Consider the following 22,351-nt stretch of genomic DNA (forward strand, 5'->3'; position numbering starts at 1 on the left):
CCGCTACATCTCGATCTCGTGCACCTCGGCAACCTCGACCGAGCCCGAACCGTTGACGACCATCGGACAACCCTTGGCCATCTCGGTCGCGGCTTCGATGCTGTCGGCCTTAATCACGGTAAAGCCCGAAGCCGGGTTCGCACCGCCATTGTCGACAACCCCGCTGCTGCTGACCGTATAGGACTGTCCGACCGGGTTGCCGGGGATCTCTAACGCTTCGGCCATACCCTGAAACCATGCGCCCCAAGCGGCCATGGTCGCCTCGATCTCGGCGGGGTCGGTCGGGGTGTGTCCCCCGTGATAGACAAACAAATATTGGGGCATATCGCTCCTCCCTGATGAAACCTTATTTGCACTTCGCTTCGAGTTTGCGCAGCGAAGACGTCCAGCCCTGATTGTGGTTCGCGGCGGCTTCGGCATCGGCCAGTTCGCGGTGGTCCAAAACCAGGCGTGACCCCGTGCCTGTCGCTGTGACTGTAAAGGTGACGTGGCTTTCGCCCCCGCGCTGATCCTGATCGTCATGCCAGCCCCAGGTAAACCCCACCGAGTTTGGCGGGTCGACATGCGTGACGTGGCCCGAGACCTTGTATTGCTGGCCCTCGCCGTTTTCCATGACCGAATACCACGGGCCGGTGCGCGAGAAATCCAGATTGTGTTCAGGCACGTGCATCCCTTCGGGCCCCCACCATTGCAACAACCGGCTGCCGTCGCTGATCCATGCAAACAGGTCTTCTGGGCTGACGGGGAAGTCCCGTTCCAGTTTCAGGTCGGCCATGAATTCTCCCTTTCGATGATATCACTGAGGCGATCGAGGCTGCTTTCCCAGAATTGCCGTTTGGAGATCGTCCAGTCGGCAATCATCCGCAGCCCGTCGGGCCGGATGGAGTACATCCGTTGGGTGCCCCGCACGCGCTGTTCAACCAGCCCGGCTTCGCGCAATACTTTCAGATGGCGCGAAATCGCAGCGCCGGACATTCCGCGCCCTTCGATCAGGTCACCGGCGGGCAGTTCGCCCTGCTCCATCAGTTGCTCGACAATCGAGAACCGGGTGGCATCGGACAAAGCGGAAAAGGTGGTCAGAAGCGTGCTCATGACCTGTATTTAACATAAATGTTAAATAATGAAAAGCCCTGTCAGGATTCGAAAAAATCCGCGCGACTGTACCCTTGCAGGTAAAGCAGTGCCGTCAGGTCGCCGTGATTCACCCGCACGTCGCATTTCGCAGCCACCGACGGTTTGGCATGAAGGGCAACGCCGGTTCCGGCCCGCCCCAGCATGCCCAAATCATTGGCCCCGTCGCCGACAGCGATCACGTCAACTTCGGACAGGCCAAGGCGAGTGGAGATCTGTTCAAGCGCCTCGATTTTGGCCTGACGTCCCAGAATAGGACGCGCCACATCGCCCGTCAGTTTGCCATCTGCGGCCAGCAGAGTGTTGGCGCGGTTTTCATCGAACCCCAGCAGCTCTGCCACCCGCGCGGTGAAGGCGGTAAAGCCACCGGACACCAGTGCAGCATAGGCTCCGTTAGCCCGCATCGTTGCCAGCAACGCCTGTCCGCCGGGCATCAGGGTGATCCGTTCGCGCAGGACTTTGCCAATGACGCTTTCATCCAGATCCTTCAGCAGACCAACCCGTTCGATCAGGGCACCTTCGAAATCCAACTCTCCGTTCATGGCGCGGGCGGTGATGTCCTTGACCCTTTCGCCGACGCCAGCCTCATCCGCCAGTTCATCAATGCATTCCTGCTGGATCATGGTGCTGTCCATATCGGCCAGCAGCATCTGTTTGCGCCGCCCCTGTGCGGGCTGCACAATCAGGTCCACGCCCATGCCCTGCAAGTCTGCCCAAACGTCCCAGCGATTGGCGGGCATGTCGCGCAGGTCGAACTCGACCGCCTCGTCCGGGCTGAGCCACAGGACATCCCCACCGCCCCACGCGTTGCGCAACGATTCCGGCAAGGCGCGGTCCAGTGAGGGTGCAGCCGGGTTGGTCAGCAAAGTGGCGACGTACATATTCCAATCTCCAGTGTCATACCCATGCGGGACAGTCAGGGCGTCAACGGTTTTCGACCCTGTTCGGTCAGTTCCCAGCAATTCTGTCCCTCGAATACCGCGACGCCCGTCGGTCGTCCGTACCCGGCCCCCGTGTCCAGATTGATCCGGTTGCCATAATGCGTCGCCTGATCCACAGGCGTGTGTCCATGAACGATCAGTTTGGGATGCGGGCCTTGGTAGTCGTGGAAGTCCTGTCTGATCCAGATCAGATCACTTGCCTGCTGTTCATTCAGTGGCACACCCGGACGGATACCCGCGTGAACAAAGGCAATCTCGGGCGTCTGATGCATCACCACCAGATCGCGCAGAAAGGTCAGGTGCGATTTCGGCACGGCTGCCTGTGCCATCCGGTGCAGGTTTTCAAGGCGAATCTGACCTTCGAATTCCACCCCATAGCTGCGCAGGGTGTCGATCCCGCCCAACCTGTCATGCAGCCAGTGGTATCCCACCAACAAATGCGGATCGTGGCGCGGAGTGTCCTCCATAAACCAGGCAAACATGCGGTCGTGATTGCCCAGCAGAGTGATCCAGTTTCGGCCAGCATCACGCCCGGCAATCAGGCGGTCGATCAGCCCGCGACTGTCAGGGCCGCGATCCACGTAATCACCCAGAAACACGATCTGAGCGTCGGGGCCGCCATCGCTTTGGATCAGGGACAGCGCGCGCTCCAGCTCGGCCACCTGCCCGTGCAGATCACCAATAACATAGACAGGCTGTGTCATAGAAATACTCCGGATGTAATTTTCGCTTGCTTTTGCCCCAGATCGCTATCGGAGAGAACAATTGACCCGATCGCAGGTGCAACCGGGTCGTGAACTGTTCCTCAAACTCAACAGCCCCAATCAGGCGACGTCGAATTCCAGTGGCTTGATCTGTGTGAACAGACCTGTTTCGGCAAGCTTCGCCCGCGCTTCGGCCGGGACCGGTTCGTCGACATAGAGCAATGCAATCGCTTCGCCTCCGGCCTCTGCGCGGCCGAGGGTAAAGTTGGCGATATTGACGTTGCTCTCACCCATGGTCTGACCCAGCGTGCCGATGATGCCTGGCACGTCTTCGTTGGTGGTATAGAGCATGTGAGCGCCGACCTCGGCATCGATGTTGATGCCCTTGATCTGGATAAAGCGCGGCTTGCCGTCGCTGAACACCGTACCAGCGATCGACCGTTCACGCTTGTCCGTTACGACCGTGACTTTGATATAGCCATCAAAAACACCCGACTTATCCTGATTGGTGGTCGAGATTTTGATCCCGCGCTCTTTCGCGACCACAGGGGCCGAGACCATGTTCACCTCGGGGTTGAACTTTTTCATGATCCCCGCGACCACCGAACAGTTCAGCGCGGCCAGGTTCATTTCAGCGGCCACACCGTCATAGAGGATGTTGATCGCCTTGACCGGCTCGTCCGTCATCTGGCCGATGAAGCTGCCCAGATGACCTGCCAGCTTGATCCACGGCCCCATCAGCTTGGCTTCTTCCGCGGTCACGCTGGGCATGTTCAGCGCGTTCTCGACCGCGCCTGTCAGCAGGTAGTTCGAAATCTGTTCAGCCACCTGCAAGGCCACGTTCTCCTGCGCCTCGGTCGTCGCCGCGCCCAGATGGGGCGTGCAGACCACGTTGGGCAGGTTGAACAACGCGTTGTCCTTGGCGGGTTCTTCGCTGAACACGTCAAAGGCCGCTCCGGCAACATGGCCGGAATGCAGCATCTCGGCCAGAGCCACTTCATCGACCAGACCGCCACGGGCACAGTTGATGATCCGTACACCCTTTTTGGTTTTGGCCAGATTTTCGCGGCTCAGGATGTTGCGGGTTTGATCCGTCAGCGGCACATGCAGGGTGATGAAATCGGCGCGTGCCAGCAGTTCGTCCAGTTCGACCTTTTCGACGCCCATCTTGGAGGCTTTCTCTTCGCCCAGATAAGGATCATAAGCGATGACTTTCATCTTCAGGCCAAGCGCGCGCTCGCACACGATGCCACCGATGTTCCCCGCACCGATCACGCCCAGTGTCTTGTTCGTCAGCTCGATCCCCATGAACTTGGACTTTTCCCACTTGCCCGCATGGGTCGAGGTGCTGGCCTCGGGGATCTGCCGCGCCACGGCGAACATCATCGCGATGGCGTGTTCGGCGGTGGTGATCATGTTGCCGAAGGGCGTGTTCATCACGATCACACCTTTTTTCGAGGCCGCCTCTTTGTCGACATTGTCGGTGCCGATCCCGGCGCGGCCGATGACCTTCAGCCTGTCGGCTTTTTCCAGCAGGGTCGGTGTGACCTTGGTGGCCGAACGGATGGCAAGACCATCATATTGACCGATCACCTCGGCCAGCTTGTCCTTGTCTTTGCCCAGCTCGGGCATGAAATCAACGTCGATGCCACGGTCGCGGAAAATTTGCACTGCGGTTTCGCTGAGCTTGTCGGATACCAGTACTTTGGGAGCCATTTTGCTTGGTCCTTTGAATTCTTCAGGGGGTGGCGGGCTGACGCCCGCCCTATATCGGTGATGGGGTAGGCCGGGCTTCAGCCCGGCACATGAAACTCAGGCAGCCTGCGCCTGCGCTTTGATCTCGGTCGCAAAGGCCCAGGCCAGCCAGGGCAGCATCGCCTCGATATCCGAGGTTTCAACCGTACCGCCGCACCAGATGCGCAGACCTGCTGGCGCGTCGCGATAGGCGCCGATATCCAGCGCGATATTCTCGGTCTCAAGCCGCTTGGCGACTGCCTTGGCAAAGGCTGCACCGTCCTGAATACGCGCATCGGTGAACTTCAGGCAGACGGATGTGTTCGACCGTGTCGCCTCATCCTCGGCCAGATTGGCAATCCAGCCATTCTGGTCGCAGAACGCGTGTACCGCACCCGCATTGGCATCCGCCCGCGCGATCAGCCCCTGCAATCCGCCCACCGAGCGGGCCCAGTCCAGCGCAAACAGATAATCCTCAACCGCCAGCATCGAGGGCGTGTTGATCGTTGCCCCGGTAAAGATGCCCTCGATCAGCTTGCCGCCCTTGGTCAGGCGGAAAATCTTGGGCAGCGGCCATGCGGGGGTATAGCTTTCCAGCCGTTCAACCGCACGCGGGCTGAGGATCAGCATCCCGTGGGCTGCTTCGCCGCCCAGCACTTTCTGCCAGCTGAAGGTCGTTACATCCAGCTTGTCCCAGGGCAGATCCATCGCAAAGGCCGCCGAGGTTGCATCACAGATCGTCAGGCCCTGGCGATCATCCGCAATCCAGTCGCCATTGGGCACCCGAACACCCGAGGTGGTGCCGTTCCACGTAAAGACCACGTCATTTGCGAAATCGACCGAGGCCAGATCAACGATCTGCCCGTAATCCGCGGTTTTCACCTCGGCGTCGATTTTCAACTGCTTGACCACATCGGTCACCCAGCCGGACCCAAAGCTTTCCCAGGCCAGCATCTCGACCTTGCGCGCACCCAGCAAAGACCACAGCGCCATTTCAACCGCGCCGGTGTCCGAGGCGGGAACGATGCCAATGCGGTAATCCGCCGGAATGCCCAGAATCTCGCGCGTGCCTTCGATGGCCGCCTTCAGCTTGTCCTTGCCGACAGCGGCGCGGTGCGACCGGCCCAATGCGGCATCGGCCAGTTTTGTCAGGTCAAATGTGGGGGGTTTGGCACAGGGGCCCGAAGAAAAGCGCGGATTTGCCGGCCGCGTCGCCGGTTTTTCGATCGTCATGTGTATTACCCTTCCAGATACACGCCCCTCGTTGGGGAGGGGTGTCCCACGGACAGACCTAGGGGGCCTTCGCACCTGCAGCAAGCGGAAAAGACGCTTTACCGGGTAAAAACGACATCTGAAACGGGCACAAATCAGAACACGCGTTTCCGATTGGCGAAAAACCCCGCCGATGTCTCGGCGGGGTTTGGTTGTGTTACTCAGCGGCGTCTTCGTATTCTGTCATTGGTGGGCATGTGCAGACGAGGTTTCGGTCGCCGTATGCGTTGTCGACGCGGTTGACGGGGGACCAGTATTTGTCGACGCCCATGGATCCCGGAGGGAAGCAGGCCTGTTCGCGGGTGTAGGGGCGGTCCCAGTCGCCGACCAGATCACGCACCGTGTGGGGGGCGTTTTTCAGCGGGTTGTTTTCCGCGTCGATCTTGCCGTCGATGATGTCCTGCGCTTCCGCGCGGATCGAGAGCATGGCGTCGCAGAAGCGGTCGAGCTCGTCCTTGGGTTCGGATTCGGTGGGCTCGACCATCAGGGTTCCGGCCACCGGCCAGCTCATCGTGGGGGCGTGGAAGCCTGAATCGACCAGGCGCTTGGCCACATCGTCGACGGTGACATGCGCCGCCTCGTCCAGCGGCCTTGTGTCGAGGATGCATTCATGTGCCACCCGACCCGTTTCCGAGGTGTAGAGGATCGGATAGGCATCCTTGAGCCGCGCCGCGATGTAGTTGGCGTTCAGGATCGCCACTTTGGTGGCCTGCGTCAGCCCCGCGCCGCCCATCAGCAGCACATAGGCCCATGAGACGGGAAGGATCGAGGGCGAGCCGAAGGGCGCCGCCGAGACCGGGCCCACGGCGGTGCCGTATTCCGGGTGGCCCGGCAGATGCTCGGCCAGATGCGCCTTGACGCCGATCGGACCCATGCCGGGGCCGCCACCGCCATGCGGGATGCAGAAGGTCTTGTGCAGGTTCAGGTGGCTGACATCGCCGCCAATGTCACCCGGACGTGCCAGCCCGACCATGGCGTTCATGTTGGCGCCGTCGATATAGACCTGACCGCCGTGATCATGGGTGATCTGGCAGACCTCCTGCACGGTGGTCTCGAACACGCCATGGGTCGAGGGGTAGGTGATCATGCACGCGGCCAGATGATCCGAATGCTTTTCCGCCTTTTCGCGGAAATCATTCAGATCGATATTGCCCTTGTCATCCGATTTCACCGGCACAACCTGCCAGCCCACCATCTGCGCCGAGGCCGGGTTTGTGCCATGGGCCGAGGTCGGGATCAGGCAGACATTGCGCTGCCCTTCGCCGCGGGCGAAGTGATAGTTGCGGATGGTCAGAAGGCCCGCATATTCGCCCTGCGCGCCCGAGTTGGGCTGCTGGGAGATCGCGTCATACCCGGTGATCTGGCACAGCTTGTCGTTCAGATCCGCAATCATCTGATGGTAGCCCTGCGCCTGATCTTCGGGCACGAAAGGATGCAGGTTGCCGAACTCGGGCCAGGTGACCGGGATCATCTCGACCGTGGCGTTCAGCTTCATGGTGCAGGATCCCAGCGGGATCATCGCCCGGTCCAGCGCCAGGTCGCGGTCGGCCAGACGGCGCATATAGCGGGTGATCTCGGCCTCGGCCCGGTTCTTGTGGAAGATCGGGTGGGTCAGGTACGCGCTTTCGCGCAGCGCGTAATCCGGCAGGCGGTATTGCTTGTTCGAGCTGTCATCCTTGCGGTCGATGCCGAAGGCACCCCAGACCGCCTCGATGGTCTCGGGGCGGGTCTGTTCGTCCAGGCTGATGCCCACGCGGGTCTCGCCGACCTTGCGCAGGTTGACGCCACGGGCCACGGCGGCCTCCATAACGACATTCTGCAGATGGCCGACCTCGACCGTGATCGTGTCGAAGAACACCTCGGGTTCGACCGCAAAGCCCGCCTCTTCCAGACCGGCGGCCAGGCGCGAGGTCTTGCGGTGCACCGATTGCGCGATCGCCTTGATGCCGTCGGGTCCGTGATAGACCGCATACATCGAGGCAATGACAGCCAGCAGCGCCTGCGCGGTGCAGACGTTCGAGTTCGCCTTTTCGCGGCGGATGTGCTGCTCGCGGGTTTGCAGCGACAGGCGGTAGGCCTTGTTGCCGCGGCTGTCGATGCTGACCCCGATGATCCGGCCCGGCATCGAGCGCTTCAGCTTGTCGGTGGTCGCCATATACGCGGCGTGCGGGCCGCCATAGCCCATCGGCACGCCAAAGCGCTGGGTCGAGCCGATGGCGATATCCGCGCCCATCTCGCCGGGGGATTTCAGCAGCGCCAGTGACAGGATATCGGCGGCGACAACGGCGATGGCGTTATGTTCATGCAGCGCCGCGATCTCGTTCGTGAAGTCGCGCACATGGCCATGGGTGCCCGGATACTGGAAGATCGCGCCAAAGACGGCACCTGCATCCAGCTGATCGGGATCGCCCACCTGCACGTCGATGCCCAAGGGTTCGGCGCGGGTTTTGATGACCGCGATGGTCTGCGGATGACAGTTGCGATCCACGAAGAAGGCCGCGTTATTGGCCTTGGACCGGCCGCCGCGCTTGGCCATCGCCATGGCTTCTGCTGCGGCTGTGGCTTCGTCCAGCAGGGACGCGTTGGCCACATCGAGCCCGGTCAGGTCGCTGACCATGGTCTGGAAGTTCAGCAGCGCCTCAAGCCGGCCCTGGCTGATCTCGGGCTGATAGGGCGTGTAGGCCGTGTACCAGGCCGGGTTTTCCAGGATGTTGCGCAGGATCGGCGCCGGGGTGGTGGTGCCGTAATATCCCTGACCGATCAGCGAGGTCAGAACCTTGTTCTTGCCCGCCACCTGCTTCATGTGAAAGAGCGCATCGCGTTCCGTCATCGCCGGGCCCCAGTCCAGCGGTTCCTTCTGCCGGATCGCGGGCGGGACGGTAGCGTCGATCAGCTGGTCCAGCGTCTTGAAGCCGATCACCTGCAGCATGTCGCGCATCTCGGTCGGGCTGGGCCCGATGTGGCGGCGATTGGCGAAGTCATAGGCTTCGTAGTCGGTCAGTTTGAAGGCCATTGCAGCGCTCCTCAAGGATAGGTCAGGTCCGGCGGAGACGGCAGGAGCCTCCGGCGGGAGTATTTGGAAAAAGATGAAGCAGGGAGCCCCGGTCTCTGGGGCTCCGGGCCGGATTTAGCCGATAAAGGCCTTGTAGCCGGCTTCGTCCATCAGATCTTCCAGCTGCGCGGCATCGGCGATCTTGATCTTGTAGATCCAGGCCTCGCCCTCGGGGTCGTCGTTCAGCGCGCCGGGGTTGTCAGCCAGCGCCTCGTTCACTTCCGTAATCTCGCCATCAACCGGCGCGTAAAGCTCGGAGGCGGCCTTGACGGATTCGATCACGCCGATCTCGCCATCCTTCTCGAACTCGTCGCCCACTTCCTGCTGCTCGACAAAGACCACCTCACCCAGCTGCTCGGCCGCGTGTTTGGTGATGCCCAGCGTGGCCGTGTCGCCGTCGACCGCCAGCCATTCATGTTCTTCGGAATAATAGGTTGCCATGGTGTCTCTCTCCTGACTTCAACGCTTGTAATTCTGTTTGACGAAGGGCAGCGCCACGATCTGTGCCGGTTGCGCCTTGCCCCGGATGATCAGGTTGACCTTCTCGCCCGGCTCGCCATGGCCCGCGGACACATAGCCCATCGCAACCGGGCCGCCGACCGTGGGGCCAAAGCTGCCCGAGGTGATCTGACCGATGGTGTTGCCCTCAAGGCATTGCACCTCGACCCCCTGACGCGCGGGCGCGCGCCCGTCGGGCTTGATGCCCACCAGCTTGCGCGCAGGCCCCTCGGCCAGTTCGCGCTGCACACGTTCCGCACCCGGAAAGCCGCCTTCTTCCTTACGGCGCTTCTGCATCGCCCAGCCAAGGCTGGCCTCGACCGGCGAGGTGCTCTGATCGATGTCATTGCCATAAAGGCACAGACCGGCTTCAAGCCGCAGGCTATCGCGCGCGCCCAGACCCGCCGGTTCGCAATCCTCATGCGCAAGGAACGCCCGGGTGATCTCGATCGCCTTGTCTTCGGGGATCGAGATCTCGTACCCGTCCTCGCCCGTGTAGCCCAGCCGCGAGATGCGGCATTCGACACCCAGGATGTCGGCAATCGTGGTTTCCATGAACTTAAGATCGCGCGCCGCGGGGCAGAGCGCGCCCACCACATCCTCGGCCTTGGGGCCTTGCACCGCAACCAGCGCGCGGTCGAAGATCTCGGTCACTTCGACGCCGTCCAGATTGGCGCGCATATGTGGAATGTCCTGATGGCGCAGCGCCGCGTTCACCACCACAAAGTAATGATCCCCCGCGTTCGACACGATCAAATCGTCCATGATCCCGCCTTCGGCATTGGTGAAGAACCCATACCGCGCCTTGCCTTCCTTCAGCGTCGCATAAGCCTGCGGACACAGTGCTTCCAGCTTCTCGCCCACATTCTCGCCCCGCAATATCACCTGACCCATATGCGACACATCAAACAACGCCGCCTTCTCGCGGCACTGCTTATGCTCGCCCATGATCCCCAGCGGATACTGAACCGGCATCTCCCACCCGGCAAAATCAACCATCTTGCCGCCCAACTCAACATGCAAGGCATACAATGGCGTGCGTCTAATCTCGGTCATCTTGGATACCTTTTCGTATCTATCGGTTTCGAACGCATTCCCGTCAGTCTGCCCCACGCTATCAATTTTGCAACGATTCCGGTCAACTTACGAACCAGAGTACCGTCTGTTGGACAAGCCTGTATACGGGCGCATGCATCCTTTGCGTTCCTATAGGAAACTTTTTTCCCTTAGGCAACATTCGTCTTTTGGCTTTTGCAAAGGTTTGCCGATCACAGTTTCGAGCGCGACGATAACACCAGACCAACCAACCGCAATGGCCTGTAAAAACAGTATTTTGCCCGCATCTTATCGCGCCTGCCCGTCAAGTGACTGCACTGCGAGATCCAGCACCCTCAGCCCGGCCACAAGATCGCTTTCGGCGGTATCTTCGGCAAAATCGTGGCTGACACCGTTGATCGAGGGCACAAACAGCATCGCAACGGGCATCAGGCGCGACACGTTTGTGGCATCGTGCAACGCGCCCGACGGCATCCTGCGCCATTTGCCAGGGGCCACCTGTTCGGCCCCATGTTCCAGCGCCGCGCGCAGCGTCTGATCCATCGTGACGGGTTCCAACCCGAGCAAAGGGCCGTAGGTCAGCACCATGTCCTGTTCGCTGGCTATTTCCTGCGCTGTGGTACGGATAATCTCCTCCATCCGCGACAGCCGATCCGGATCGCCATCGCGCCACTGCATCGAGAACCGCGCCCGACCCGGCACGATGGACGACGCATTGGGGTGAAGATCGACCCGCCCGATGGTCCAGACGGTTTGTGGTGTCACCACGTTGCGAAACCGTTCGTTGAGGCGCGTATTGAACAGTGACAACGCCTGAAACGCATCGCGGCGCAAATGCATCGGCGTGGTGCCCGCGTGATTCTGCTGCCCTTCGAAGGTGACCGACATGTCCCGGATGCCGACGATATCGGTGACGACACCGATCTGCTCGTTCGCAGCGTCCAGAGAAGGGCCCTGTTCGATATGCATCTCGACAAAACCGCTGAACCGCGCGGGATCGACAAAACCCTGCGACAGATCCGCCATGGAAGATCGGGCCTCGCCAAAGCTGACGCCAGAACCGTCGGTCAACACATCGGCCTTGTCCAGCGGCAGACCGCCGGACCAGACCGCCGAGCCCGTGGTCACACCGAACCAGCCTTCTTCGTCCTGAAAACTGACGACCGAGATCGGCTGGTCGCTGGACCGCGCGATCTCCAGCGCGGCGATCACGCCGAGCGCGCCATCCAGCCAGCCGCCTTCGGGCTGGCTGTCGGAATGCGACCCCATGAGCAGAGAGCGACCGGGCGCCAACCCGAACAGGTTGCCGACCGGGTCGAAATGCGGTGTCAGACCTGCATCGGCCATACGGTCCGCCAACCATTGGCGCGCCGCAAAATCCGCTTTTGAATAGGCCGGGCGGATGACCCCTTTGCCCACACCTGAGGCACCGAATTCACGCAGCTTGTGCAGATCCTCCAGAAAACGCGTGTGATCGACGGCCATGAATCCCTCCGGGCGTGGTTGGTCAGGGCGACCATAGCCAGAAACCGGACGGCTGCGAATGTTTTTCCGGTGAGATCAAGAAACCCCTCTGGTCCCGGCAAGGAACCTGCCCTAAGACTTCGGCGCAAGAGGGAGCGACATGTCACATATCACATTGGTGCGCCACGGGCAGGCAAACACGACGGCGCGCGACGAAGCAAGCTATGATAAGCTGAGCGAACTGGGCCATCAACAGGCCCGCTGGCTGGGCGCGCATCTGCGTGACACCCGCAGCCACTATACACGCGTCTATTGTGGCACCCTGACCCGCCACACCGAGACGGTCACCAGCATGGGATTGACCGATCCTGTCTGCGACGCACGGCTGAACGAGATTGAGTATTTCACCCTTGCACAGTTGTTCGAAGAACAACACGGCGTCGAAATCCCGACCGATCGCGAGGGATTTGTCGAACACCTGCCCAAAACCTTCGCGGCCTGGGCCAGCGGAAAGATCGAGAACGCGCCGGAATCCTTCGACGCGTTTGAAGCCCGCGTCCGCGATGCATTGCACGAGATCGGGACCGAGGGCGGACCGGCCATCGTCGTGACCTCGGGCGGGTTGATCTCGATGGTGGTGCGGCAGGCGATGGGGTTGGACATCCCGTCGATGGCACGGGTGGCCCTTGCCATCATGAACACGTCGATGCATCGTCTGCACCCGATTGGCGCGCAGCTGAGCCCGGTTCTGTTCAACGCGGTGCCGCATCTGGAAGCACCCGACCGGCAGTTCGCGCAAACCCACCTCTAACCAGATCGGAGATCCCTGATGCAGCTTTATTATGCACCCCGAACCATCTCGGTCGCGGTTGCGATTGCTTTGGAAGAGGCCGGGCTGGACTATGAAGCGATCAAGCTGGACTTTGCCGATGGGGAACAGACAAAACCGGCCTACAAGCAGATCAATCCCAAGGGGCGCGTTCCGGCGCTGGTGGTTGATGGCGGCATCCTGACCGAGACCGGCGCGTTGCTGGAATATATTGCGGCCAAGGCACCCGAGGCCGAATTGGTGCCAACTGATCCGGTCGTGGCCGCCCGCATGCGCGAGGTGATGTTCTATCTGGCCTCGACCATGCATGTGAACCACGCCCACAAGCTGCGCGGGCATCGCTGGGCCGACAAGAAATCCAGCTGGAAAGACATGACGGACAAGGTCGCGCAGACGATGACCGCATCTTGCGACTATATCTCGTCAAACGGGTTGCGCGGGCCGTTTGTTCTGGGGGACGCGTTCTCTCTGGCCGATGCCTATCTTTATGTGGTTTGCAGCTGGCTTGAAGGTGACGGCGTCGATGTCTCGGCCTTCCCCAAAATTCTCGCCTTCCGCAAGGCGATGGAGGCACGGCCTTCGGTTCAGGCGGTGCGCGCTGCCGGGATGCTCTGACAAAAGGAATTAAGATGACACATCTCTGGGTCAGGGCGGAACAGCGCCCGAACGAAGAACGGGTTGGGCTGACACCGGAAGGGGCCTCGGCACTGATCGCGTCCGGCATCCGCGTGACGGTTGAGGAAAGCTATGTCCGCGCCATTCCGATTGATGGCTACAGGGACGTCGGCTGTGCAATCGCGGCTGAGAATTCGTGGCCCGAAGCCCCGCTGGATGCGATCATCTTTGGCCTCAAGGAACTGCCCGAAGATGGCACCCCCCTGCCCCATCGCCACATCATGTTCGGCCACGCCTATAAGGGCCAGCATTCGGGTCGCGCGCTGCTGGAGCGGTTCAAGGCAGGGGGCGGTACGCTTTATGATCTGGAATACCTGGTGAGCGAAGACGGCCGCCGGGTTGCCGCCTTTGGCTATTGGGCCGGGTATGCCGGTGCTGCGGTAACGCTCAAGACATGGGCGGCGCAACAACGGGGCGAGGAATGCCCGCCGGTTGGGGTGTATGTAGGCAAAGACGCTCTGAACGCCGAATTGCTGGCCGAGTTGGACGCGACCGGAGCCCCACGCCCCCGCGCCATCGTCATCGGTGCACTGGGTCGCGTGGGTACGGGGGCCGCAGACCTGTGCGACGCGATGGGCGTCGACGTCACCAAATGGGACATGGCGGAAACCGCAAGCGGCGGGCCGTTTCCGGAAATTCTGGACCACGACCTGTTCCTGAACTGCATCTTCGCGCGCCCCGGAACCCCGGTCTTTGTTCCGCGTGAGGCGTTGACTGCCCCGCGCAACCTGACCGCCATCGGCGATGTCGCCTGCGACCCGGACAGTGATTACAACCCGGTGCCGGTCTATGACCGTGCAACCACATGGGACGCGCCTGCTTTGCGCGTGGCAACCGATCCGGTGATGGACGTGATGGCCATCGATAACCTGCCGTCGATGCTGCCGGTCGAAAGTTCGGAAGATTATGCGGCACAGCTTCTGCCGTCGCTTCTGACCCTGACCGATCTGGACAGCGGCGTCTGGGGTCGGGCAGAAGCGATTTACAAAACACATATCGAAGGGATCTGAGCGATGACGATTCACTGGTGTGGCACCGGCCTGTCGGCCATCCCCGGCCTGCGCCGTCTGATCGAGGGCGGTCACAAGGTCACCGTCTGGAACCGGACGATCGAAAAAGCCAAGGCCGAGGTCGGAGACCTGACCGACGATATTCGCGCCTTCGACATCGACGCACTGGGTGATGTGCTTGAGAAGGGCGACGTGATCGTGTCCATGCTGCCGGGCGACTGGCACGTACCACTGGCGGAGCTGGCGATCTCGAAACAGGCCAATTTCGTGTCGTCGTCTTACATTGCGCCCGAAATGCGCGCACTGGACGACAAGGCGCGCGAGGCCGGTGTAGCACTGGTCAACGAAGTTGGTTTGGACCCGGGCATCGACCACCTGATGGCGCATGCGCTGGTCGATGACTATCGCGCCTCGGATGCGTTCGATCCGCAAAACCACCTGAGCTTCATTTCCTATTGCGGTGGCATACCCAAAATCCCGAATCCGTTCCGCTATAAGTTCAGCTGGTCACCATTGGGTGTGCTCAAGGCGCTTCGGTCACCATCGAAGTCGATCCGCGACTATGCCCCGCTGGACGTTGCCCGCCCGTGGGATGCGATCAGCAGCTATATCGCGCCGCTGCCAACGCCGGAAAGTTTCGAGGTCTATCCCAACCGCGACTCGATCCCGTTCAAGGCGCAGTACCAGTTCGAGGATCACTGGCCCGTCAGGGAATTCGTCCGCGGCACCCTGCGCCTGAACGGTTGGGCGGATGCGTGGTCGGATGTGTTCCGTGAAATCGAAACCCTGTCGGGCCCGGAAGGGGATGCGCGTCTGAAAGAGATGTCCGACCAGTTCTGGGACGAAAACGCCTATGACGAGGGTGAGCCCGACCGCGTGGTGCTGTGTGTTGGACTGAAGGCCGAGAAAGACGGCGTCGAAGTCTGGCACAAGACCTATGTCATGGACGCCTGGGGCGATGAGCGCGGCACAGCAATGGCGCGTTTGGTATCGATCCCGGTTTCACTTGCCGTCGAGGCCGTTATGAACCGCGCCATCCCGGCAGGTGTTCACGCAGCCCCGAGCGACCCGAAACTGGTACAAGGCTGGATGGCCGAGATCGACCGGCTGGCCCAGCACTTGCAGATCGTGGATCATACGGCCTGATCGCACCAAAAAAGCCACTCCAGAGTTTCTGGAATGGCTTTTATTGTTCTTCTTCAGGCATGATAAACTCGTCTGGAATTCCCTGAAGAGAACTTCAGATATAACGTTCGATGGTGTCTTCGACATCGCTGCGGTTGATGCCAAGCTCGGCCAGTTGATGGTCTGTCAGACCGTTCAGATGCTGGGCGGCGCGCACGATATCCGGGCTGATGGCACGAAGGCGCATGGCGCGGTCAAACAGCAACAAGGCGCTGGCGGCCGGGGCCGGTTGATTGGTCGAGGGGATAAAGTCAAACATACTGATTACCTCACGCTAGGGTTTCGAAACTTTCGGGTCACTGCTGATACGGTGCGTTGTGATACACGCTTTGATAAGCACGCCGACGGATCTGGTCGCGGGGAATGCCTATATCGTTCAGCTGCATGTCGCTGAGCTTTTCCAGCTTCCGAACGGTTCTTGAGAAAATCTGACGTCGGAAATGTTCTACTTTTGTCTCGGCATATTTGGCAAAGAGGCCGTCCAAGAGGCCCTTATGAGTGTCAATCGTCTGTGCATGGGTCATTGCTGGTTCCTCCGAAATTTGAATTGCTTGGTTGTGATAGCTTCAAATAAGGGAGGCCACCGTTAAGGTCGCCAGTCGGAAACATTAAGGTTTCTTGAGGTTGCGCGCGCAGGTGTTCACGGCCAGATTGCCCCGCCTGTTCCCCATTTTTTGGGGTGTCCGCATAGCGGAAAGCGCATTGGCCTCGGTATCCGACCCTGGCGACCAACGCACAGGTCTGTTTTTGGGGTGAGGCCGTCGAGCGGCCTACATCAGATCGTTTTCCACGTCTTCCGCTGATATCCCCAGTGCATCCAGACCATTCTCAAGGTGGTCAGACATGTGCGGTGTTCCGATCAGGTAGTCTGCACAAGGGGTCGAAGCCTCGGACTTGGCGGTGGCGATGGCCTCAGCCAGATCTTCCGCAAAAAAGCTCTCGCGCCCGATCCACATGATGGCGACCAGTTCGGCCTGCTCGTCTTCGCTCATGCGGTCGATGAACGCCCGCAATTCGCCCTCGGCCCGGTTCAGCTCGCGGCCCATCATGGCGACCTGGGCGACTTTTCTTGCCGAGATTTCCAACATCTCTTCGACTCCTCGTGTTCGCGGTTGTTACGCCATCACAACCACTGGCAGGCGCCTGCGTCTTTGATCTTGAACAAACAGGCTGGTCACTGCCCCACACGCGATACTGGATGATCAGGCACAGGTTCCTTGCGAAACGGACGGAAGGCAGCTTTTTTCAGCCACAACCTGAAGGCCTGCCATAAGATCAGCGCAAAAGTGCGCCGCGAACCGAATGGGCGACGCAGAAAAGACCAAAGGATCACCCGGCTGGTCAATGGCTGGCGCGGTCCGGTCAGTGTCGCGATCAACCCGCCACCCGCGCGCGTGTAGTCGATCCACACACCAACCCGATCCGGGCTGTAGTCGAAGCGGAACGTATAGCTGCCTTCAATCTTCTGGAAGGGCGAGACATGCATCACCTTTTCGGCCGCCAATCGGTCGGTTGGTTCGATGGTTGAAAAATCCGGCTTATGGCACAGATAACTGTGGCGCGTTCCAAAGGTGTTCGTCACCTCGGCCACCACGGCGTAAAGCTGATCATCGCGGTCAAAGCAAAACCAAAAACTGACGGGATTAAAAACGTGGCCCAGCACCCTTGGCTGGGTCAGCAGCATGACCTGCGCGGGTTGCGGAATGTCCATCTCGGCAAATCGCGCGCGCAGCCAGGCGGCACCATGGCCTTGACCTGGCTCTCCTCCGTGATCGCGGGTTCGCCAGTTGGTGACATTTGTCCGGTCCATTGAAAACAGAAAAGGCGTGGTCAACCGGGCTTCGGGATCAAACAGGATGTAATCGACAGAATACCGGAAGGCGTTGTCGATTGCCCCCTTGCGGCCGTGATAGGTGTGGCCTGCAACATGATCTATCGTTTTTGCCATCCGATGCCTTCTGGTCCTTGCATAACCGCCAGAGCAGTCGCGATTTCTTTTTTGCCGCTGGTGTTCATATTACGAGACTTGGCCGGGAGCGGATCAAAATGTTCCGATAAAGTGATCCGGCTTGGGACATGCGCCGTAATATGGTTATGTTTACCGAGACCAATACAGCGACCTTGGACGGACCAGCGGTTGAAACACCCGCCCCTCAACCTTGGCGCGTCCACAAACGCATCAAGGGTAGGCGGGTGAACGAAATCAACAGCAAGCGCGAGACCAGGGCCGAATGGGTGGACCACGTCAGACGCATCCGGGATGCGCAGGATCAGGCGGCATTTGCCGAGCTGTTCCAGCACTTCGCGCCACGTATCAAGGCGTTCCTGATGAAGTCAGGGGCTGATGCCACCATGGCAGAAGAATGCGCGCAAGAAGTGATGGCGACCTTGTGGCACAAGGCCCACCTGTTCGACCCGACGCGTGCCACCGTAGCCACATGGGTGTTCACCATCGCTCGAAACAAGCGCATTGACGTGCTGCGCAAGCAACGCCGCCCTGAACCCGAAGATCTGGGTTGGGGGCCCGAGGCTGAGCCCGATCAGGATGACGTCATCGCGCTGCAACAGGAAACCGCGCAACTGCGCACCGCCTTGAAGGCGTTGCCGGATGCACAGCGGGACCTGATCGAGAAGGCATATTTCGGCGACCTGAGTCACCGGGAAATCGCATCGCAGACCGGGTTGCCGCTGGGAACGATCAAATCACGCATACGGCTGGCGCTGGACCGCTTGCGCCACGCGATGAACTGAGATGAGTAAGATGAGCAAGTTGATCAAACATCACCTGACGGATGACCTGCTGATGGCCTATGCCGCAGGCGGTCTGCCCGAAGCCTTCGATCTGATGGTCGCCACGCATCTGTCCCTGTGCGACCACTGCCGCGCGCGCGCAGAAAGCTATGACGCCGTTGGCGGGCATGTTCTGGACGAGCAGAGTGAGGGTGTCAGCATGAGTGAAACTTCACTGGCGGCCACGATGGCTTTGATCTCCCAAGGTGCTCCGGCGCCCAAGCCCGTTCGCCCGGGATGTGCAGTTCTGCCGGCCCCGTTGCAGGATTACGTGGGCGGAACAGTCAAGGACATCCGCTGGAGGTCGATAGGTATGGGCGTCAAACAGGCGATCCTGCCGACCACCAAAGACGCCACCGCCCGCTTGCTTTTCATTCCGGCCGGTGCTGCCGTGCCGGATCATGGCCACAACGGCATGGAGCTGACAATGGTTCTGCAAGGGGCTTTCACGGACGAGGTTGACCGTTTTGCCCGTGGCGATGTTGAAATCGCTGACGAGGATCTGGAACACACACCCGTCGCGGATATCTCGGAAGACTGCATATGCCTGGCGGTTACGGACGCGCCGCTGAAATTCAACAAGCTGATGCCGCGCCTGTTCCAGCCCTTTCTGCGTATCTGAACCCTTGCAGGCGCTGGCCCATCAGAACCGGCCCGGTGCCGGTTCAGTTCTTCAACAGGATGTTCAGCCTTCGTGACGTGCCAGCGGCACAACCTCTGTTTCAGTATCGGGCGCGATTTCTTCGAAGTCGAAATTATCCAGCCGCTGCGCCCGGCGGCCAGCCTTTTCGGCACTGATCTTGATTTCCGAGATATCCTTGGCCGCCTGCCCGAAGTGACGGTCGAGGTTTGAAACGCGGTCGCCCAGACGGTCCACGTCCTTGTGCAGCAATCCCAGTTCTTTGCGGATCGCACCGGCCTGTTCACGCATGCGCGCATCTTTCAGGATCGCCCGCATCGTGTTCAGCGTGGCCATACAGGTGGTGGGCGAGACGATCCAGACCCTTGCGGCAAACCCTTCGCGCACCACATCGGGCAGGCGGGCGTGCAGCTCGGCATAGATCGCTTCGGACGGGACGAACATCAGGGCACCGTCAGCGGTTTCCCCGTCGAGGATGTATTTCTCGGAAATCGCCTTGATATGCACTTTCACGGCAGCGCCAAAAGCCCGCAGGCATCTTTCAACATCCGCCTTGGTCTGCGCGGCGGCAAGTGCCTCGAAATCCTCAAGCGGGAATTTCGCGTCAATCACGATCGGGCCGGGCGGGTTCGGCAGATGCACCAGGCAATCCGCGCGCCTGCCGTTCGACAAGGTGGCTTGCAGCGAATAGCTGTCCGCGGGCAGCGCCTTGGACACGATATCGTTCAGCTGAATCTCACCAAACATCCCGCGCCGCTGCTTGTTCGACAGGATATCCTGAAGGCTGAGAACATCGCCCGACAGTTTCGTGATATTGTCCTGCGCCTTGTCGATGGCGGCCAGACGTTCCTGCAGCTGCGTCAGTGATGTCGCCGTCTGTTTTGACGAACCGTGCAGGGTTTCCTTCATCCGTTCCTGCATCTCGGCCAGCGCGCGAGCCGATTTCATCGCGTTATCCGCCAGCCGGTCATTCATCTGCTGCTGAACCGAGGACAAGCGTGCCTCGACCGTCTGGATCACCTGCACCTGCGCGTTGGCCTGTGTGTCCGAAACATGCTGCAAGCCGCCGCGCAACTGTTCCTGCCCCTGCCCCAACTGCTGCACATGCTGACCCAGAAGCGCCATCTGCCGCGCCAGCGGTTCCGCCATCCGGGCCGAGCGATTGGCGGCGCGCAACGACAGGAACAGCAGCAGCAGGATCAGCGCAACTGTTCCGCCCACGATAAGAACAACCGGGTCATCCAATGCATATTCTGTTCCTGCAATCTTGATCATGTCGCCTCGGATGTTCTTGTTTTATTCTTACTAACCTGCAGTGGCCAATGGATCAACTGCGCCCGAACAGGCGTTCGATGTCGCTTAGCTTCAGTTCCACATATGTGGGTCGCCCGTGATTGCACTGGCCGGAATGCGGCGTCGCCTCCATCTCGCGCAGCAGGGCGTTCATTTCCTCGGCCCGCATCCGACGACCGGACCGGACCGAGCCGTGGCAGGCAACCCGACTGAGGATCGCCTCGATCCTTGCCTGCACCATCTGGCTTTCGCCCTGATCGGCCAGTTCGTCGAGGATATCAAGGATCATCGCGCGCGCATCGACCTCGCCCAGAATGGCCGGGGTTTCGCGCACGGCAATGGCGCCTCCGCCAAAGGGTTCGATGGTCAGCCCCAAACGGGACAGATCATCACAGACAGCCATCAGGCGGGCGCAGTCACCTTCGGACAACTCAACAATCTCGGGGATCAAAAGCGCCTGTGCCGCGACGCCCGTCTCAGTCATTTGTGTTTTCAGCTTCTCATAGACCAGCCGTTCATGCGCGGCGTGCTGATCAACGATCACCATTCCATCGGCAGTCTGGGCGATGATGTAGTTTTCATGCACCTGCCCGCGCGCAGTGCCCAGCGGAAGATTCTGCGCATCGGGCTCCTGACCCTGCGAAGCGGGTGCAACCGGGATCGGATCGACAATGCTGCCACTGTAATCACGCGCAAGTTCCGCAAAACCCGGAGCCTGCGCGCGGTACGCGGCCTGGCGCGCTGCGGGCGACGGGCGATCCATCTGATAGACCCGCGCTGGTGCGGACTGCGCGGGTTCCGGTCGCATCGCACCCAGGGTCGCATTGGCCACGGTCGAGGACGCGTGATGCCCGGCCTCGGCCAATGCGTGGCGCAGGCTGGACACGATAAGCCCGCGCGCAACGCCCGGATCGCGGAACCGGACCTCGGACTTGGCAGGGTGAACGTTCACGTCAACCAATGTCGGGTCGCAGTCGATGAACAATGCCGCGGCCGGGTGACGGTCCCGGCTGAGGAAATCGAAATAGGCCGCCCGCAAAGCGCCGGTCAGCATCTTGTCGCGCACGGGACGCCCGTTGACGAAAAGGTACTGCGCCACCGCAGCGCCACGGGAATAGGTCGGCAGGGCCGCATAACCAAAAAGCCTGAGACCGTCGCGCGTGGCATCGATCCGCAGCGCATTCTCGGCAAACTCGCGCCCGATCACACGGGCAAGACGGGCGTGCAGGGCGTCAAACAGGTCGCTATTCTCGCGATCCGCGCGGAAGATCACGCGGCCTTCGCCACCGCCCGAGACATCGCGCAGGGTAAATGTGACGGATGGTTCGGCCATCGCCAGCCGTTTCACCATGTCCGTGATCGCCTGCGCTTCGGCCCGATCGGTGCGCATGAATTTCAGCCGGGCGGGGGTGGCGAAGAACAGATCGCGCAGCTCGACCACCGTGCCCGCGCGCAGGGCGGCAGGCTTGACCGAACCCATCTTGCCACCCGCGACATGGATCTGCGCCGCATCCAGACCCGGCGCACGGCTGGTTATGGTCAGGCGTCCGACAGCCCCCAACGAAGGCAAGGCTTCGCCTCGAAACCCGAAGGTGTGGATATTCAGCAGATCCGATCCGTCGATCTTTGATGTGGCATGGCGCGACAGGGCAAGCGGCAAATCTTCAGCCGGGATACCGCACCCATCGTCGGTCACGCGGATCAGCGTCTTTCCCCCGTCGGCGATTTCGACGGCTACACGCGTGGCCCCAGCATCAAGCGCATTCTCGACCAGTTCCTTGGCCGCCGAGGCCGGGCGTTCCACCACTTCACCCGCCGCAATACGGTTGATGGCAGCATCGTCAAGCTGTCTGATCACGGGGCGATTTTCGCTGATATTGGGGTTTGTCTGCGCCATACCCCTAGACCTAGCACAACCGCGCACGATTCTGCCACCGGTTTGAGCATGTCTTCTGATCGGAAAGGGGCGCCCGGATGGCCGTGAATGAATCCCCATTCCGTACCATCCGGGCCTACCAGAGTGAGTGGTGTGTTCAGCTAATCAATGGGCAGCCCTCTAGCACGAGACTTCCCAAAA

The 22,351-nt window shown here is 60.7% G+C and carries 23 protein-coding genes; 6 read left to right on the top strand and 17 right to left on the bottom strand.

Translation table 11 applies throughout. The annotated features are described in order from the left end of the window. Positions 1–3: 3 nt before the first annotated feature. The 11 genes from ACR0AP_RS08975 to ACR0AP_RS09025 all read right to left on the bottom strand — a co-directional run bounded on the left by ACR0AP_RS08975 (position 4) and on the right by ACR0AP_RS09025 (position 11,873). Positions 4–324 (bottom strand): YciI family protein, encoded by a 321-nt coding sequence (locus ACR0AP_RS08975; RefSeq protein ID WP_267364302.1) that lies wholly within the window; start codon positions 322–324, stop codon positions 4–6. Positions 325–346: 22 nt separating this feature from the next. Further along, positions 347–775: an SRPBCC family protein gene (locus ACR0AP_RS08980; protein ID WP_480506474.1), complete on the bottom strand. Its 429-nt coding sequence runs from the start codon at positions 773–775 to the stop codon at positions 347–349. Beyond that, positions 763–1,092, bottom strand: a complete 330-nt coding sequence (locus ACR0AP_RS08985) for an ArsR/SmtB family transcription factor (protein ID WP_480506475.1) — start codon at positions 1,090–1,092, stop codon at positions 763–765. Before ACR0AP_RS08985 ends, ACR0AP_RS08980 begins: the two co-directional genes overlap by 13 nt. 41 nt (positions 1,093–1,133) lie before the next feature. Continuing rightward, on the bottom strand, positions 1,134–2,012 hold the full coding sequence (serB, locus tag ACR0AP_RS08990) for a phosphoserine phosphatase SerB (protein ID WP_480506476.1): 879 nt from the start codon (positions 2,010–2,012) through the stop codon (positions 1,134–1,136). A gap of 35 nt (positions 2,013–2,047) precedes the next feature. Further along, complete coding sequence (locus tag ACR0AP_RS08995; protein ID WP_480506477.1) at positions 2,048–2,776, bottom strand: metallophosphoesterase family protein; 729 nt, start codon at positions 2,774–2,776, stop codon at positions 2,048–2,050. 120 nt (positions 2,777–2,896) lie between these two features. Next, the gene (gene serA, locus ACR0AP_RS09000; protein ID WP_480506478.1) at positions 2,897–4,492 is read right to left on the bottom strand and encodes a phosphoglycerate dehydrogenase; all 1,596 of its coding nucleotides are present in this window, start codon (positions 4,490–4,492) and stop codon (positions 2,897–2,899) included. 96 nt (positions 4,493–4,588) lie between these two features. After that, positions 4,589–5,743, bottom strand: coding sequence for a phosphoserine transaminase (locus ACR0AP_RS09005; RefSeq protein ID WP_480506479.1), 1,155 nt, complete (start codon positions 5,741–5,743; stop codon positions 4,589–4,591). Between the two features lie 196 nt (positions 5,744–5,939). Then, positions 5,940–8,795: an aminomethyl-transferring glycine dehydrogenase gene (gene gcvP, locus ACR0AP_RS09010; protein WP_480506480.1), complete on the bottom strand. Its 2,856-nt coding sequence runs from the start codon at positions 8,793–8,795 to the stop codon at positions 5,940–5,942. A 114-nt stretch (positions 8,796–8,909) separates the two neighbouring features. Beyond that, positions 8,910–9,275, bottom strand: coding sequence for a glycine cleavage system protein GcvH (gene gcvH, locus ACR0AP_RS09015; protein ID WP_209505056.1), 366 nt, complete (start codon positions 9,273–9,275; stop codon positions 8,910–8,912). An 18-nt stretch (positions 9,276–9,293) separates the two neighbouring features. Next, positions 9,294–10,388, bottom strand: coding sequence for a glycine cleavage system aminomethyltransferase GcvT (gcvT, locus tag ACR0AP_RS09020; protein WP_480506481.1), 1,095 nt, complete (start codon positions 10,386–10,388; stop codon positions 9,294–9,296). Between the two features lie 288 nt (positions 10,389–10,676). Continuing rightward, on the bottom strand, positions 10,677–11,873 hold the full coding sequence (locus ACR0AP_RS09025) for a Zn-dependent hydrolase (protein ID WP_480506482.1): 1,197 nt from the start codon (positions 11,871–11,873) through the stop codon (positions 10,677–10,679). A 139-nt stretch (positions 11,874–12,012) separates the two neighbouring features. Here ACR0AP_RS09025 and ACR0AP_RS09030 point away from each other — a divergent pair, with 139 nt between their 5' ends. Genes ACR0AP_RS09030 through ACR0AP_RS09045 form a run of 4 tightly spaced genes read left to right on the top strand, consistent with a single transcriptional unit; the run spans position 12,013 to position 15,512 of the window. Further along, positions 12,013–12,663: a histidine phosphatase family protein gene (locus tag ACR0AP_RS09030; RefSeq protein ID WP_480506483.1), complete on the top strand. Its 651-nt coding sequence runs from the start codon at positions 12,013–12,015 to the stop codon at positions 12,661–12,663. An 18-nt stretch (positions 12,664–12,681) separates the two neighbouring features. Next, positions 12,682–13,296, top strand: coding sequence for a glutathione S-transferase family protein (locus ACR0AP_RS09035; protein WP_480506484.1), 615 nt, complete (start codon positions 12,682–12,684; stop codon positions 13,294–13,296). A 14-nt stretch (positions 13,297–13,310) separates the two neighbouring features. Next, on the top strand, positions 13,311–14,366 hold the full coding sequence (locus ACR0AP_RS09040) for a saccharopine dehydrogenase (protein WP_480506485.1): 1,056 nt from the start codon (positions 13,311–13,313) through the stop codon (positions 14,364–14,366). A 3-nt stretch (positions 14,367–14,369) separates the two neighbouring features. Then, positions 14,370–15,512, top strand: a complete 1,143-nt coding sequence (locus ACR0AP_RS09045) for a saccharopine dehydrogenase family protein (protein ID WP_480506486.1) — start codon at positions 14,370–14,372, stop codon at positions 15,510–15,512. Between the two features lie 94 nt (positions 15,513–15,606). On the opposite strand, the gene ACR0AP_RS09050 is transcribed toward ACR0AP_RS09045, so the two are convergent. From ACR0AP_RS09050 to ACR0AP_RS09065, 4 genes are all read right to left on the bottom strand, one after another. Further along, a complete protein-coding gene (locus ACR0AP_RS09050) occupies positions 15,607–15,810 on the bottom strand; it encodes a DUF1127 domain-containing protein (RefSeq protein ID WP_209505063.1) in 204 nt (67 codons plus the stop codon). A 37-nt stretch (positions 15,811–15,847) separates the two neighbouring features. Further along, positions 15,848–16,075 carry a DUF1127 domain-containing protein gene (locus ACR0AP_RS09055; protein ID WP_480506487.1) on the bottom strand — a complete coding sequence of 76 codons (228 nt, stop codon included), beginning with the start codon at positions 16,073–16,075 and terminating at the stop codon, positions 15,848–15,850. A gap of 246 nt (positions 16,076–16,321) precedes the next feature. Continuing rightward, positions 16,322–16,639 (bottom strand): DUF3775 domain-containing protein, encoded by a 318-nt coding sequence (locus ACR0AP_RS09060; RefSeq protein ID WP_209505065.1) that lies wholly within the window; start codon positions 16,637–16,639, stop codon positions 16,322–16,324. Between the two features lie 86 nt (positions 16,640–16,725). Beyond that, positions 16,726–17,499 carry a DUF1365 domain-containing protein gene (locus ACR0AP_RS09065; protein WP_209505066.1) on the bottom strand — a complete coding sequence of 258 codons (774 nt, stop codon included), beginning with the start codon at positions 17,497–17,499 and terminating at the stop codon, positions 16,726–16,728. Positions 17,500–17,645: 146 nt separating this feature from the next. On the opposite strand from ACR0AP_RS09065, the gene ACR0AP_RS09070 reads away from it, so the two are divergent. Both ACR0AP_RS09070 and ACR0AP_RS09075 read left to right on the top strand, forming a co-directional pair. Continuing rightward, positions 17,646–18,302, top strand: coding sequence for a sigma-70 family RNA polymerase sigma factor (locus ACR0AP_RS09070; RefSeq protein ID WP_209598534.1), 657 nt, complete (start codon positions 17,646–17,648; stop codon positions 18,300–18,302). A 10-nt stretch (positions 18,303–18,312) separates the two neighbouring features. Beyond that, on the top strand, positions 18,313–18,963 hold the full coding sequence (locus ACR0AP_RS09075; RefSeq protein WP_480506488.1) for a ChrR family anti-sigma-E factor: 651 nt from the start codon (positions 18,313–18,315) through the stop codon (positions 18,961–18,963). 63 nt (positions 18,964–19,026) lie between these two features. On the opposite strand, the gene ACR0AP_RS09080 is transcribed toward ACR0AP_RS09075, so the two are convergent. Both ACR0AP_RS09080 and mutL read right to left on the bottom strand, forming a co-directional pair. Then, positions 19,027–20,256, bottom strand: a complete 1,230-nt coding sequence (locus ACR0AP_RS09080; protein ID WP_209505068.1) for a DNA recombination protein RmuC — start codon at positions 20,254–20,256, stop codon at positions 19,027–19,029. A gap of 52 nt (positions 20,257–20,308) precedes the next feature. Beyond that, entirely contained in the window at positions 20,309–22,171 is a 1,863-nt protein-coding gene (gene mutL / locus ACR0AP_RS09085; protein WP_480506489.1) for a DNA mismatch repair endonuclease MutL, read from the bottom strand. Positions 22,172–22,351: the final 180 nt, after the last annotated feature.

The organism is Ruegeria sp. AF7 (assembly GCF_056541885.1).

Coding starts and splice junctions, on each gene's coding strand:
- ACR0AP_RS08975 (WP_267364302.1), bottom strand. CDS start 324: ATGCCCCAATATTTGTTTGTCTATCACGGGGGACACACCCCGACCGAC.
- ACR0AP_RS08980 (WP_480506474.1), bottom strand. CDS start 775: ATGGCCGACCTGAAACTGGAACGGGACTTCCCCGTCAGCCCAGAAGAC.
- ACR0AP_RS08985 (WP_480506475.1), bottom strand. CDS start 1,092: ATGAGCACGCTTCTGACCACCTTTTCCGCTTTGTCCGATGCCACCCGG.
- serB (WP_480506476.1), bottom strand. CDS start 2,012: ATGTACGTCGCCACTTTGCTGACCAACCCGGCTGCACCCTCACTGGAC.
- ACR0AP_RS08995 (WP_480506477.1), bottom strand. CDS start 2,776: ATGACACAGCCTGTCTATGTTATTGGTGATCTGCACGGGCAGGTGGCC.
- serA (WP_480506478.1), bottom strand. CDS start 4,492: ATGGCTCCCAAAGTACTGGTATCCGACAAGCTCAGCGAAACCGCAGTG.
- ACR0AP_RS09005 (WP_480506479.1), bottom strand. CDS start 5,743: ATGACGATCGAAAAACCGGCGACGCGGCCGGCAAATCCGCGCTTTTCT.
- gcvP (WP_480506480.1), bottom strand. CDS start 8,795: ATGGCCTTCAAACTGACCGACTACGAAGCCTATGACTTCGCCAATCGC.
- gcvH (WP_209505056.1), bottom strand. CDS start 9,275: ATGGCAACCTATTATTCCGAAGAACATGAATGGCTGGCGGTCGACGGC.
- gcvT (WP_480506481.1), bottom strand. CDS start 10,388: ATGACCGAGATTAGACGCACGCCATTGTATGCCTTGCATGTTGAGTTG.
- ACR0AP_RS09025 (WP_480506482.1), bottom strand. CDS start 11,873: ATGGCCGTCGATCACACGCGTTTTCTGGAGGATCTGCACAAGCTGCGT.
- ACR0AP_RS09030 (WP_480506483.1), top strand. CDS start 12,013: ATGTCACATATCACATTGGTGCGCCACGGGCAGGCAAACACGACGGCG.
- ACR0AP_RS09035 (WP_480506484.1), top strand. CDS start 12,682: ATGCAGCTTTATTATGCACCCCGAACCATCTCGGTCGCGGTTGCGATT.
- ACR0AP_RS09040 (WP_480506485.1), top strand. CDS start 13,311: ATGACACATCTCTGGGTCAGGGCGGAACAGCGCCCGAACGAAGAACGG.
- ACR0AP_RS09045 (WP_480506486.1), top strand. CDS start 14,370: ATGACGATTCACTGGTGTGGCACCGGCCTGTCGGCCATCCCCGGCCTG.
- ACR0AP_RS09050 (WP_209505063.1), bottom strand. CDS start 15,810: ATGTTTGACTTTATCCCCTCGACCAATCAACCGGCCCCGGCCGCCAGC.
- ACR0AP_RS09055 (WP_480506487.1), bottom strand. CDS start 16,075: ATGACCCATGCACAGACGATTGACACTCATAAGGGCCTCTTGGACGGC.
- ACR0AP_RS09060 (WP_209505065.1), bottom strand. CDS start 16,639: ATGTTGGAAATCTCGGCAAGAAAAGTCGCCCAGGTCGCCATGATGGGC.
- ACR0AP_RS09065 (WP_209505066.1), bottom strand. CDS start 17,499: ATGGCAAAAACGATAGATCATGTTGCAGGCCACACCTATCACGGCCGC.
- ACR0AP_RS09070 (WP_209598534.1), top strand. CDS start 17,646: ATGTTTACCGAGACCAATACAGCGACCTTGGACGGACCAGCGGTTGAA.
- ACR0AP_RS09075 (WP_480506488.1), top strand. CDS start 18,313: ATGAGCAAGTTGATCAAACATCACCTGACGGATGACCTGCTGATGGCC.
- ACR0AP_RS09080 (WP_209505068.1), bottom strand. CDS start 20,256: ATGATCAAGATTGCAGGAACAGAATATGCATTGGATGACCCGGTTGTT.
- mutL (WP_480506489.1), bottom strand. CDS start 22,171: ATGGCGCAGACAAACCCCAATATCAGCGAAAATCGCCCCGTGATCAGA.